Annotated in this window: 11 protein-coding genes; 9 read left to right on the top strand and 2 right to left on the bottom strand. The window is 73.2% G+C overall.

The window, feature by feature from the left end; genetic code table 11:
* The first annotated feature begins 165 nt into the window (after positions 1-165).
* The 5 genes from ACFCZN_RS10180 to dusB all read left to right on the top strand — a co-directional run bounded on the left by ACFCZN_RS10180 (position 166) and on the right by dusB (position 5,144).
* Positions 166-1,131 carry an ABC transporter ATP-binding protein gene (locus ACFCZN_RS10180; RefSeq protein WP_430556695.1) on the top strand — a complete coding sequence of 322 codons (966 nt, stop codon included), beginning with the start codon at positions 166-168 and terminating at the stop codon, positions 1,129-1,131.
* Entirely contained in the window at positions 1,128-1,958 is an 831-nt protein-coding gene (locus ACFCZN_RS10175; protein ID WP_430556694.1) for an ABC transporter permease, read from the top strand. The genes ACFCZN_RS10180 and ACFCZN_RS10175 overlap by 4 nt, the downstream gene beginning before the upstream one ends.
* The gene (locus ACFCZN_RS10170) at positions 1,955-3,223 is read left to right on the top strand and encodes a sensor histidine kinase (RefSeq protein ID WP_430556693.1); all 1,269 of its coding nucleotides are present in this window, start codon (positions 1,955-1,957) and stop codon (positions 3,221-3,223) included. Before ACFCZN_RS10175 ends, ACFCZN_RS10170 begins: the two co-directional genes overlap by 4 nt.
* Entirely contained in the window at positions 3,220-3,825 is a 606-nt protein-coding gene (locus ACFCZN_RS10165) for a response regulator (protein WP_429764168.1), read from the top strand. The genes ACFCZN_RS10170 and ACFCZN_RS10165 overlap by 4 nt, the downstream gene beginning before the upstream one ends.
* A 71-nt stretch (positions 3,826-3,896) precedes the next feature.
* The gene (gene dusB / locus ACFCZN_RS10160) at positions 3,897-5,144 is read left to right on the top strand and encodes a tRNA dihydrouridine synthase DusB (protein WP_429764169.1); all 1,248 of its coding nucleotides are present in this window, start codon (positions 3,897-3,899) and stop codon (positions 5,142-5,144) included.
* A gap of 129 nt (positions 5,145-5,273) precedes the next feature.
* Here the strand turns inward: dusB and ACFCZN_RS10155 are convergent, their stop codons facing one another.
* A complete protein-coding gene (locus tag ACFCZN_RS10155; protein ID WP_430556692.1) occupies positions 5,274-7,091 on the bottom strand; it encodes a glycoside hydrolase family 13 protein in 1,818 nt (605 codons plus the stop codon).
* A 117-nt stretch (positions 7,092-7,208) separates the two neighbouring features.
* The gene (locus ACFCZN_RS10150) at positions 7,209-8,231 is read right to left on the bottom strand and encodes a LacI family DNA-binding transcriptional regulator (RefSeq protein ID WP_429764171.1); all 1,023 of its coding nucleotides are present in this window, start codon (positions 8,229-8,231) and stop codon (positions 7,209-7,211) included.
* Positions 8,232-8,454: 223 nt separating this feature from the next.
* On the opposite strand from ACFCZN_RS10150, the gene ACFCZN_RS10145 reads away from it, so the two are divergent.
* From ACFCZN_RS10145 to ACFCZN_RS10130, 4 genes are all read left to right on the top strand, one after another.
* On the top strand, positions 8,455-9,684 hold the full coding sequence (locus ACFCZN_RS10145; RefSeq protein ID WP_430556691.1) for an extracellular solute-binding protein: 1,230 nt from the start codon (positions 8,455-8,457) through the stop codon (positions 9,682-9,684).
* Positions 9,684-11,261: an ABC transporter permease subunit gene (locus ACFCZN_RS10140; protein WP_430556690.1), complete on the top strand. Its 1,578-nt coding sequence runs from the start codon at positions 9,684-9,686 to the stop codon at positions 11,259-11,261. Before ACFCZN_RS10145 ends, ACFCZN_RS10140 begins: the two co-directional genes overlap by 1 nt.
* Positions 11,261-12,190, top strand: a complete 930-nt coding sequence (locus ACFCZN_RS10135; RefSeq protein WP_430556689.1) for a sugar ABC transporter permease — start codon at positions 11,261-11,263, stop codon at positions 12,188-12,190. Before ACFCZN_RS10140 ends, ACFCZN_RS10135 begins: the two co-directional genes overlap by 1 nt.
* A gap of 92 nt (positions 12,191-12,282) precedes the next feature.
* Complete coding sequence (locus ACFCZN_RS10130; protein WP_429764175.1) at positions 12,283-12,918, top strand: hypothetical protein; 636 nt, start codon at positions 12,283-12,285, stop codon at positions 12,916-12,918.
* Positions 12,919-12,960: the final 42 nt, after the last annotated feature.

Genomic DNA, 12,960 nt, shown 5'->3' with positions numbered 1-12,960 from the left:
TGAGCTCTACACCCTCATGTTTGTCGGCAGCGTAAGGGGGGGAGAAGAGAAAGGGGCGGGAATTTTGGCTGACGCTCTTGTGGAGACGTGGCCGTGACAGATGTCATGGCCACGTCGTGACACGCGACCCTGCAGGTCAGGGCGCCACGCGACGACGATCGAGGCATGACCTCGACGACCGGCTCGCACACCGCGAGCACCCCCGCGCTGAGCCTGCGCGGGCTGCGCAAGGAGTTCCCGTCGCCCTCCGGACCTGTCCGGGCGGTCGACGGCATCGACCTGGAGATCGCCCCCGGCGAGGTGGTGGCCTTCCTCGGCCCCAACGGCGCCGGCAAGACCAGCACGATCGACATGGTCCTCGGCCTGAGCGCCCCGACCTCCGGCACCGTGCAGGTGTTCGGCGCCGACCCGGCCGACGCGATCGCCGCCGGGCGCGTGGCCGCCGTCATGCAGACCGGCGGGCTGCTGCGCGACATCACCGTGGGGGAGACCGTCGCCCTCACCGCCGCGCTGTTCGGCCGCACCGGCTCGCCCCTGCCGTACCTGGAGCGCGCCGGCATCGCCGACCTCGCCGACCGCATGGTGGGCAAGTGCTCCGGCGGCCAGCAGCAGCGCCTCCGGTTCGCGATGGCGCTGGTCAGCGAGCCCGACCTGCTCCTCCTCGACGAGCCCACGACCGGCATGGACGTGGAGGGCCGCCGCGAGTTCTGGGCCGCCATCCGCGCCGACGCGGCCGCCGGCCGCACCGTCGTGTTCGCCACGCACTACCTGGAGGAGGCGGACACGTACGCGGACCGCGTCGTGCTGGTCAGCCAGGGCCGGGTCGTCGCCGACGGCTCCACCGCCGAGGTGCGGAGCCTCGCGTCCGGCCGCACGGTGAGCGCGCGGATCGACGACGACGGCGACCGCGCCGCCGTCGCCGCGCGCCTGCGAGCGATGCCCGCCGTGGACGCCATCGACCACCGCGGCGCCCGGCTCGTGGTGCGCACCCCCGACTCCGACGTCGTCGCCCGCTTCCTGCTGACGCAGAGCCCCGCGCGCGACCTCGAGGTCGCGTCCGAGAACCTCGAGGACGCGTTCGTCGCCCTCACCGCCACCGCAGCCACGACCACGGACGGAGCCCACCGATGAGCGCCACCTCGACCCGGGGCACGACCTCGGGCACGACCTTGGGCACGACCTCGGGCACCGCTGCCGCCCCAGCGTCGCGACCGCGCCTCCGCACCTCGACCGCGGTGCGCGCCTACCTCGCCGTCGAGCTGCGGCGCTCGCTGCGCAACCGGCGCACCCTCATCTTCTCCATGGTCATGCCGCCCGTCCTCTTCCTCATCTTCGGGCTGCAGGGCGACTACCAGGACCAGAGCACGGGCCACGGCAACGTCACCGCCTGGATCGCCGTGTCGATGGCGCTGTACGGGGCGATGGTCACCGCGACGGGCGGCGGGGCGAGCGTGTCCGTGGAGCGAGCGCAGGGCTGGACCCGGCAGCTGCGCCTGACGCCGCTGCGGCCCGCCGTCTATGTCGCGGTCAAGCTCGCCGGGTCGATGGTGCTGGGCGCCGCCTCCGTCCTGCTCACCCTCGTGGTGGCCGCGTTCACCGGGGCACAGATGGCGGCAGGCGCCTGGGTACTGTGCGCCGTGCTCGCCTGGGTGGGCTCGCTGGTCTTCGCCGCCTTCGGCCTGTTCATGGGGTACCTGCTGCCCGCGGAGAACGTCATGCAGATCCTCGGCCCGCTGCTCGCGCTCCTCTCCTTCGCCGGCGGCCTGTTCGTGCCGCTGGGCGACGGCTGGTGGGCCACCGTGGCGCAGTTCTTCCCGACGTACGGGCTGGCCGAGCTGGTGCACGCGCCCCTCGGCGGCGACCTCGGCGTCACGGCCGTCGTGAACGTCCTCGCCTGGGCGGCGATCTTCTTCGTCGGCGCCGCCTGGCGGTTCCGCAAGGACACGGCGCGGGCGTGAGCACGCGCTCCGCCGCCGCGCCGGGCGGCCGTGGCACGGTGGGGGACGTGACCTCGACGTCCCCCACCGTGCCGCCCGCCGAGCCCGCGCGCGGTCTCGCGTCCGGCCACGCGTCCCCGGGCGTGCCGCCCTGGACGAGGCGGCGCGTCGGCCTGTTCGTGTCGGTCGTCTGGGTCGTCTTCCTGGCGGAGCCGTTCACGGCGGCGCTCGACGCCGGGCCCCTCGCCCTGCGCGTCGTCGGCGTGCTCGGCGTGCTCGGCGTGGCCGTCATCTTCGCCGGGACCGTCCTCACGCTGCAGCGCCGTGGTCGGGTGCCACGCCGCACCGCCGTCGTGCTGGTCGTGGTGCAGGTCGCGTGCGTCGGCCTGTCGTGCCTCGCCGCACAGGAGCACGGCCTCGTGGGCCTCGTCTTCGTGTGCGTCACCGCGATCTACTCCCTCGGAGGGCGTGCCGCCCTGTGGATCGTGGCGGCGAGCATCGTGGTCATGCTCGTGCTGCCACGCGTGCTGCCCGGCTGGGCGACGGAGGACGGCAACGCCCTCGCCGTCATCCTGGCGAGCGCTGCCGTCTACGGGTTCATGCAGGTCATCGACCGCAACCGACGGCTGATCGCCGCCCAGCAGGAGCTCGCCGACCTGGCCGTCGCCCGCGAGCGCGAGCGCATCGCCCGGGACATGCACGACGTCCTCGGCCACTCGCTCACGGTCATCTCCGTCAAGGCGGAGCTCGCGGCGAAGCTGCTGCGCGCCGCCGCCGCCGACCGTCCGGCCACGGCGCCCGAGGAACGTGCCACGAGCGAGGTGGCCGACATCCAGGACCTGGCACGCGGGGCGCTCGCGGACGTGCGCGGCATGGTCGCCGGGTCCCGGCAGGTGACCCTCGCCGGCGAGCTGGCCACGGCCCGCTCCGCGCTCGACGCGGCGGGGATCGAGGCGGACCTCCCGGGCGCCGTCGACGGCGTCCCCGCCGAGCACCGCGAGCTCTTCGCGTGGGTGCTGCGCGAGGGCACCACCAACGTGCTGCGGCACTCCGGGGCCGCCCGGGTCGTGGTGACCGTCGCGGCGGACCGCCTGGCCGTCGACGACGACGGCGGTGGCGGTCCGGAGGGCCGCACGGACGGCGGGAACGGGCTGACGGGACTCACGGCGCGGGCTCGGGACGCCGGCGCCGTGCTCGAGACCGGGCCGAGCCCGCTCGGAGGGTTCCGTCTCGCCGTCACGGTCCGTCCCGGACCAGGGCCGGGCGATGCCAGGATCGTCCCGTGATCCGACTGCTGCTCGCCGACGACCAGGCACTCGTGCGCGGAGCCCTCGCTGCCCTGCTCGACCTCGAGACCGACCTGGAGGTCGTGGCCCAGGTGGGGCGCGGCGACGAGGTGCTCGACGCCGCGCGGGCGTCCGCCGCCGACGTCGCCCTGCTCGACGTCGAGATGCCCGGCCTCGACGGCATCGCGGCCGCGGCGGCGCTGCGCCGTGAGCTGCCGGAGTGCCGCTCGCTCGTCGTGACCACGTTCGGCCGGCCCGGCTACCTGCGCCGCGCGCTCGACGCCGGCGCGAGCGGGTTCGTCGTCAAGGACACGCCCGCCGACCAGCTCGCCGACGCCGTCCGCCGCGTGCACGCCGGGCTGCGCGCCGTCGACCCCGACCTCGCCGTCGCGTCCCTGGCCGTGGGGGCGAGCCCGCTCACCGAGCGCGAGCGGCACGTGCTGGCGCTCGCGGCCGACGGCGGCACGGTCGCGCAGGTGGCGGCGGAGGCGTTCCTCTCCGAGGGCACCGTGCGCAACTACCTGTCGGCGGCGATGGGCAAGACCGGCGCGCGGACGCGGTCCGAGGCCGTACGGATCGCGCAGGACAACGGCTGGCTCTGACCACCCCTGCGGGGCCGGCCCCGAGGGGGGTGACGAACCTGACCGCGGGGGCGCGGCGGTGGTTTGCGACAATGGGGGACGTGACTTCCACCCTCGATCCCGTCAGCACGCCCGCGTCCGGCGACCTCGGCACGGGCGAGCCCGCCGCCGAGCGCGTCCTGCCGCCGCTGCAGATCGGGCCGATCACCGTGGACACCCCGGTGGTGCTGGCGCCGATGGCCGGCGTCACCAACCGCGCGTTCCGCACCCTGTGCCGCGAGGCCGGCGCGTCGCAGGGCCACGACCCTGGGCTCTACGTGGCGGAGATGGTGACCAGCCGCGCCCTCGTGGAGCGGAACGTCGAGTCGCTGCGGATCGTGACCTTCGGCGACGACGAGACGCCTCGCTCCGCCCAGGTCTACGGCGTCGACCCGGCCACCGTCGGCGCCGCGGTGCGGATCATCGCCGGCGAGGACCGGGCCGACCACGTCGACCTCAACTTCGGCTGCCCCGTGCCCAAGGTGACGCGCAAGGGCGGCGGCTCGGCGCTCCCGTGGAAGCGGCAGCTCTTCACCGACATCGTGCGGGCGGCCGTCGAGGCGGCGGAGCCGCACGGCGTCCCGGTCACCGTGAAGATGCGCAAGGGCATCGACGACGACCACCTCACGTACCTCGAGGCCGGTCGCATCGCGGAGTCGCTCGGCGTCGCCGCGGTGGCCCTGCACGCGCGCACCGCCGCCGAGTACTACTCGGGCACCGCCGACTGGACCGCGATCGCGCGGCTCAAGGAGGAGGTGCGCAGCGTCCCCGTGCTCGGCAACGGCGACATCTGGTCCGCCGAGGACGCGCTGCGCATGGTCCGCGAGACCGGGGCCGACGGCGTCGTCGTCGGGCGCGGCTGCCAGGGCCGGCCGTGGCTCTTCGCCGACCTCGCCGCCGCGTTCCACGGCACGACGACGCGGGTGCGCCCCGGCCTGCGCGAGGTCGCCGACACGATCTACCGCCACGGCGAGCTGATGATCGACTACTTCGACGGCGACGAGGGCAAGGGGATGCGCGACCTGCGCAAGCACATGGCCTGGTATCTCAAGGGCTACGTCGTCGGGGGAGAGGCGCGGCACGCGCTCGCGATGGTCTCCACGCTGGCCGAGCTGCGCGAGCGCCTCGACGCCCTCGACCTCGAGCAGGGCTACCCGGGCGAGGACGCCGAGGGTCCACGCGGCCGCGCCGGCTCGCCGAAGCAGCCGCACCTGCCGTACGGCTGGCTCGACTCCCGCGAGCTCGACGCCGAGTTCGAGGCCAAGCTGCGCGAGGCCGAGCTGAGCGTCAGCGGCGGCTGACCCCGCGAGATAGAGAGGTCCCCTCGCCGAGATAGAGAGGGTGCGAACCGTGGTCGCCACGGTCCGCACCCTCTCTATCTCGGCGAGGGGACCTCTCTATCTCGCGGATCAGGGCTCTCTATCTCGCGGTCAGGCGCGGAGCCAGACCGTGGTGTCGGCGGGGACGCGCGTCTGCGGGTCGGCGGAGCGGTCGGTCATGACCGGGCCGGAGGCGAGCAGCACCTCGGCGCCGCGGGGCAGGAGCACCGGCTCGGTGCCCAGGTTCGCCAGCACGACGACGTCCTGGTTGCGCAGCGCGACGACGTGCGTCGAGTCGGCCCAGGCGTCCAGCCACGCGAGCGCGCCCTGGCCCAGGCCCTCGGCCTTGCGCAGCGCGAGCGCGGCGCGGTACGTCTCGAACGTCGAGCCCGCGACGCCGTACTGCGCGTCGGCGGCGTAGCGCGCGAACGACGCGGGCTGCGGCAGCCACGGCTCGCCGGCGGGCCCGAAGCCGTAGCCGGGGGCGTCGGCCGCCCACGGCAGCGGCACGCGGCAGCCGTCGCGGCCCGCCTCGGCGCCGCCGGTGCGGAAGTGCCCCGGGTCCTGGCGGACCTCGTTCGGCAGGGAGGTGTGCTCGGGCAGGCCGAGCTCCTCGCCCTGGAAGAGGTAGGCGGACCCGGGCAGGCCGAGCATGAGCAGGCTGGCGGCGCGGGCGCGGCGCAGGCCGAGCTCCTCGTCGGGCTGCGGGTCGGTGGCGAAGACGCCGTTGACCTTGAGCGACGGGTCGGCGGAGCCGAGCCGCGACGGGTGCCGCACGACGTCGTGGTTGGACAGCACCCAGGTGGTGGGCGCGCCGACCTCGTCGTTCGCCCGGTACGACGCCTCGACGACGGTGCGCAGGGCGGCGGCGTCCCAGCCGGTGGTGAGGAACGAGAAGTTGAACGCCTGGTGCATCTCGTCCGGGCGCACGTAGCGGGCGAGGCGGCTGAGCGGCTCGACCCACGCCTCGGCGACGAGGCAGCGCTCGCCGTCGTACTCGGCGAGCACCCGGTGCCAGGCGCGGTAGATCTCGTGCACGCCGTCCTGGTCGAACATCGGGCCCTGGTTGCCGGCGCCCGTGGAGCCGTCCTCGGGGGCGCCGGGGTCGGTGACCGGGGCGTCGTCGTCGGCCGAGCCGGCGACCATCTCCACGTGGCCGTCCCAGTCGGGCAGGCCGTCGGCCTTGATCATGCCGTGCGCGACGTCGACGCGGAACCCGTCCACGCCCCGGTCGAGCCAGAAGCGCAGCACGTCCTCGAACTCGGAGCGCACCTCGGGGTTGGTCCAGTCGAGGTCGGGCTGCGTCGAGTCGAACAGGTGCAGGTACCACTGCCCGGGCGCGCCGTCGGGCCCGGTGACGCGCGTCCAGGCGGGGCCGCCGAAGATCGACTGCCAGTTGTTCGGCTCCTGCGAGCCGTCGGCGCCGCGGCCGTCGCGGAACATGTACCGCGCGCGCTCGGGGGAGCCGGGGGCGGCGGTCAGCGCCTCCTGGAACCAGGCGTGCTGGTCGGAGGTGTGGTTCGGCACGAGGTCGACGATCACGCGGATGCCGCGGGCGTGGGCGCCGGCGAGCAGGTCGTCGAAGTCGGCGAGGGTGCCGAACAGGGGGTCGACGTCGCGGTAGTCGGCGACGTCGTAGCCCGCGTCGTTCTGCGGGGAGCGGTAGAACGGGGACAGCCAGACGGCGTCGACGCCGAGCGTCTCGAGGTGGTCCAGCCGCGCCGTCACGCCGGGGATGTCGCCGATGCCGTCGCCGTTCGCGTCGGCGAACGAGCGCGGGTAGACCTGGTAGATCACGGCGTCGCGCCACCACTGCCGCGCGTCGCCGCTCCCGGCGTGGACGACGGCGCCGGTGCGGAGCAGGCCGCCCGTGTCGTGACCCGTGTCGTCGGTCGCCGTCGGGACGGGTGCGGGCTGGGTGGAGGTCATCGCTGGCTTCCTCACCTGATCGGGGTCGGGGTCGGCACGGTCGGTCGATCCGTGTCAGACCGTCGAGTGTAAGCGTTGCTGCAAGAGTTGCAGCAATGACCCCGAAAATGCAGCGCCTCAGCCCTTCGGCGCGGCCCCCGTGGAGCCCCGCACGACCAGCTCCGGCGCGAACAGCAGCTCGGTGCGGGTGGCCCGCTCGCCCTGGATCTCGGTGAGGAGCGCGCTCACGGTGGCCCTCGCCATGGCCTCGACGGGCTGCCGGACGGTGGTCAGCGGCGGCTCGGTGAACGCGATGAGCGGCGCGTCGTCGTACCCGACGACCGAGACGTCGTCGGGCACCGACAGCCCGCGCGACCGCGCGGCGCGGACGGCGCCGAGCGCCATGAGGTCGGAGGCGCAGACGACGGCCGTGTGCCCGGCGTCGAGGAGTTCGGCGGCCGCGGCCTGCCCGCCCTCGAGCGTGTACAGGCTGGAACGCACGTGCTCCCGGGCTGCGGCCTCGTCGTCGGCCAGGCCGTGCCGCACGAGCGCGGCGAGGAACGCGGCGAGCTTGCGCCGCGAGGGGACGTACCGCTCGGGGCCGATCGCGAGGCCGATCGTGCGGTGGCCCAGGGTGACCAGGTGCTGCACCGCGACGTCCACGCTCGCGGCGTCGTCGGGCGAGACGAACGGCGCGTCGATCCCCGGCGCGTAGCCGTTGACCAGCACGATCGGCACGCCCTGGCTGCGCAGCATCGAGTAGCGGGTGTGGTCCGCGCGGGTGTCCGCGTGCAGGCCGGAGACGAAGACGATGCCGTCGACGGAGTGGTCCACCAGGGTGCTGACGTACTCGTCCTCGGTGGTGCCGCCCGGCGCCTGCGTGCACAGCAACGGCGTGTAACCGCGCTGCGCGAGGATCGACTCGATCGCCTGCGCGAAGGCCGGGAAGACCGGGTTGGTGAGCTCGGGGACGATGAGGCCGACGAGGCCCGCGGAGCGGCCGCGCAGCACCGAGGGGCGCTCGTACCCGAGGACGTCGAGCGCGGCGAGCACGGCCTGCCGGGTGGAGCTGGCCACGCCCGGCTTGCCGTTGAGCACGCGGGACACGGTGGCCGTCGACACGCCTGCCTGCTCCGCCAGGTCGCTCAGTCGGGTTCGCACCCGAGGAATCGTAGGGGACACGGGACCTCCTCGTCCTGGGGTGGGACGCCGGCGGGTCGGCCGCCGGTCGTCTGCGCGTCGCCTCCTTGTTGCCGCGCGTTGCTGAAAAGTTATCGCAAGATCTTGCATACCGCTGCAACGGTCCGTACGTTGTGGGCATCAAGGGCCCCGCGACGAGCGCGTCGCGTGGGCCGTCCACCGATGACAGCTGGGAGTAACCACGATGCGAAGGAGCATCCTTCTCGCCTCGGCCCTGGCCACCACCCTGGCCCTGACGGCGTGCGGCAGCGGCGAGCCGAGCGGCGACTCGAGCGCGGACGCGAGCGCCAAGCCCTCGGCCTCGGGCTCGCTGACGGTCTGGGTCGACGAGACACGCGAGGCCGCGGTGACGACGGCCGCCGAGGCGTACGAGGCGGAGTCTGGCGTCGACGTCGAGATCGTCCAGAAGAACTTCGAGGACATCCGCGCCGACTTCCTCGCGCAGGTCCCCACGGGCGAGGGCCCCGACGTCACCGTCGGCGCCCACGACTGGCTCGGCGAGTTCACCGCGAACGGCGTCGTCGCGCCGATCGAGCTCGGCGACAAGGCGGGCGACTTCATCCCGGTGTCGGTGCAGGCGTTCACGCAGGACGGCCAGGTCTACGGCCTGCCGTACGCGATCGAGAACATCGCGCTCATCCGCAACACGGAGCTCGCGCCCGAGGCGCCGAAGACCTACGACGACATGGTCGCCGCGGGGAAGAAGGCCGGCACCAAGTTCCCGTTCCTCATCCAGTCGGACGGCGACAAGGGCGACCCCTACACGTACTACCCGTTCCAGACGTCGTTCGGTGCGCCGGTCTTCGAGCAGAACGACGACGGCTCGTACCGGCCGGAGCTCGCCCTCGGCGGCGAGAACGGCGAGGCGTTCGCCACGTGGCTCGGCGAGCAGGGCGACGAGGGCAACCTCAGCATCGACATCTCGTACGACATCGCGGTCGAGGCGTTCGCCAAGGGCCAGTCGCCGTTCGTCATCGGCGGGCCGTGGATGCTCGAGCAGTTCAAGGACCTCGACCTCGCCGTCGACCCGATCCCGGCGCCGGGCGACCAGCCCGCGCAGCCGTTCGTCGGCGTCCAGGGCTTCTACGTGAGCGCGCAGAGCAAGAACGCCCTGCTCGCGAACGACTTCCTCGTCAACTACATGTCGACGCCGGAGGCGCAGACGGCGCTGTTCGAGGCCGGCGGTCGCCCGCCGGCGCTGGTCGAGGCCGCTGACGCGGCGTCCGAGGACCCGCTGGTCGCGGGCTTCCGCGAGGTCGGCGCCTCCGCCGTGCCGATGCCGTCCATCCCGGAGATGGGCTCGGTCTGGTCCTTCTGGGGCGTCACCGAGGCGAGCATCATCTCGGGCAAGGCCGACGACCCGGTCAAGGCCTGGAACAAGATGGTCTCCGACATCGAGGGTGCGCTCGGCTGATGTCGCGTGCCCGCTACAAGGGCGCCGAGGCCGGCTCCGGGACGTTCTCCGGAGCCGGCTTCGCCGTCAAGCTCGTGCTCATCGCGCTCGTGGACGCGCTCGGCGTCTTCGGCGTCCTCGCCGCGTGGCGTGCCGGGTCGTGGGGGATCCTCGCGGCCATGGTGGCGCTGCTCGTCGCCGCGAACTGGGTGTACTTCACCAAGCGCGCGCTGCCGCTGAAGTACATCCTGCCGGGGCTGGCGTTCCTGCTCGTCTACCAGGTGTACGTCGTCGGCTACACCGGCTACGTGGCGTTCACCAACTACGGCGACGGCCACAACTCCACCAAGGAGCAGGCGGTCGACGCCCTCCTGGTGCAGAACGAGCGTCGCGTCGAGGGCTCGCCCGCCCTGCCGCTGACGGTCGTCGAGGACGGGGACGGCGAGCTCGGCTTCGCCGTCGTCGAGGACGGCGCCGCGGAGGTCGGCACCGCCGAGGAGCCGCTCGTGGCCGCTCCCGACGCGACGATCGACGCCGGCACGGTGACCGAGGTGCCGGGCTGGACGGTGCTCGACCGCGCGACCGTGCTGCAACGGCAGGACGAGGTCACCACGCTGCGGGTGCCGGTGTCCGACGACGCCGCCGACGGCTCGGTGCGCACCCAGGACGCCCGGACGGGCTACGTCTTCCAGCCGGTGCTGGAGTACGACGAGGCCGCCGACACGATGACCGACACGTCGACCGGCGTGGTGTACACGCCGAACGACGACGGGCAGTTCGAGTCCGCCGACGGCGAGACGCTGCCCGTCGGCTGGCGGGTCACGGTGGGCTTCGAGAACTTCGCGACGGCGTTCGGCGACGAGCGGTACGCGGGCCCCTTCGTCAAGATCCTGCTGTGGACGTTCGCGTTCGCGGTGCTGTCCGTGGTGACGACGTTCGCGCTGGGCATGTTCCTCGCGATGGTCTTCAACGACCCGCGCCTGCGGGGGCGCAAGGTCTACCGGACCCTGATGATCCTGCCGTACGCGATGCCGGGGTTCCTCGCGGCCCTGCTGTGGTCCGGCATGCTCAACAAGAGCTTCGGCGTGATCAACCAGGTGCTGCTCGGCGGGGCCGCGATCCCGTGGCTCACGGACCCGTGGCTGGCGAAGCTGTCGGTGCTCGGGGTCAACCTCTGGCTCGGCTTCCCGTACATGTTCCTCATCTGCACGGGGGCGCTGCAGTCGCTGCCGGGCGACGTGTACGAGGCGGCCCGCATCGACGGCGCGGGCAAGTGGCGCACGTGGCGCTCGATCACGATGCCGCTGCTGCTGGTGGCCACGGCCCCGCTGCTCATCTCGAGCTTCGCCTTCAACTTCAACAACTTCACCCTGATCAAGATGCTGACGGGCGGCGGGCCGCGGTTCGACGACGCGTCGGTGCCGCTCGGGCACACGGACATCCTCATCTCGATGGTCTACAACGTGTCCGGGCTCGACGGCTCGGCGCCGCGCGACTACGGCCTCGCGAGCGCGCTGTCCATCGTGATCTTCGTGGTGGTCGGGGTCATCTCCGCCATCGCGTTCCGCCAGACCCGCAAGCTCGAGGAGCTGAGCTGATGACGACGTCGACCGACCGCGCGGGCTCGCGCCGTGGGACCGCGGCGCCGGGCACGGGGCAGCAGGTGCTGCGGCACCGCATGAAGCCGGGCCGCTGGGCCCGGGAGCTGGGCTGGCGGCACGTCGTCGGAGTGCTGGCGGTGCTGTACGCCGTCTTCCCGATCGTCTACGTGGTGTCCGCCTCGCTGTCGCCCACCGGCACCCTCACCGGGTCGAACGAGCTGTTCGCGCAGGTCAGCGGCGTGAACTACGCCGAGCTGGGCGACACCAAGTTCTGGACGTGGATGGGCAACACGCTCGTCATCGGCGTCGCGACGGCCGTGGGCACGGTGCTCATGGGTGCGGCCGCGGCGTACGCGTTCTCGCGCTTCCGGTTCGCCGGACGCCGCCTCGGCCTCACGTCGCTGCTGATCATCCAGATGTTCCCGCAGATGCTCGCGTTCGTCGCGATCTTCCTGCTGCTCATCTCCCTCGGCGAGGTCGTCCCGGCGCTGGGCCTGAACTCCAAGCTCGCGCTGATCTGCGTCTACCTCGGTGGCGCGCTGGGCGTGAACACGTTCCTCATGTACGGGTTCTTCAACACCGTGCCGCGGGAGCTCGACGAGGCGGCCAAGATCGACGGCGCCTCGCACGCCCAGGTGTACTGGACGATCATCCTGCGCCTCGTGACGCCGATCCTCGCCGTCGTGGCGCTGCTGAGCTTCATCAGCACGTTCGGCGAGTTCATCATCGCCCGGGTGGTGCTCCAGTCGGAGTCGAACTGGACGCTCGCGGTGGGGCTGTACGGCTGGGTGTCGTCGCTGCTCGAGGCCAACTGGGGCCTCTTCGCGGCGGGTGCCGTCCTGTCGGCGATCCCCGTGCTCGCGCTGTTCCTCTTCCTGCAGAAGTACATCGTGGGCGGCCTGACGGCGGGCTCCGTCAAGGGCTGACGGGCGGCCGCCGCGAGGTTCGCGCGGATCGACCTGCGATCCACCCGCGATCCTTGTGGCGGCCGTCACAGCACGGTCCTAGCCTGGGCGTCATGACCGACGACTCGCGCTCCTACTCCCCGGACCTCGCGCGCCTCACCGACGCCGCCGACGACTCGTTCTCCGTGCGCCGTGCGTACGGCGAGCCCTACGAGCACCAGGGCCAGCTGATCATCCCCGTCGCCAAGGTGTGGGGCGGCATCGGCACCGGCTCCGGCGGCGGCGCGGGCAACGGCTCCGCGAACGGCGCCGGCACCGGGTCGGGCAGCGGCTCCGGCCGCGGCACCGGCCAGGGCAAGGGCGACGGCAGCGCCCCGGGCTGGCGCCGGTCGTTCAGCGTCGGCTCGGGCGGGGCCGACGCCGCCTCCGACGAGTCCACCGCCACGACGGAGGCCGCCGACGCGCCGCGCGGCAGCGGGTCCGCGCGCGGCGACGCGTCGGGCGAGGCGCAGGGCGACGCCAAGGGCGAGCTGCAGGGCGAGGCCCACGGCGAGGGGCACGGCGAGGGCGGCGGCGGAGGCGGCGGCTACGGGCTGCGTGTCAAGCCGCTGGGCGTCTTCGTGGTCTCGGCCGAGGGCACGCGGTACCAGCCGGTGCTGGACCTCAACAGGGTGATCCTCGGCGGTCAGGTCGTCGGGATCGCCATCGCGCTCGCCGCCGGGTGGGCGATCGGGCGCCGCCGCCACTGACCGTCGTCCCGCGTCGGTCGGGCGGGCAGCCCGCCGGACCGA

Origin of the sequence: Isoptericola sp. NPDC056134 (assembly GCF_042264825.1) — a bacterium.
GTDB classification, from domain to species: domain Bacteria; phylum Actinomycetota; class Actinomycetes; order Actinomycetales; family Cellulomonadaceae; genus Isoptericola; species Isoptericola nanjingensis.
Note: the sequence above shows the minus strand (reverse complement) of the source record. Positions and strands in the feature narration are given on the sequence as shown.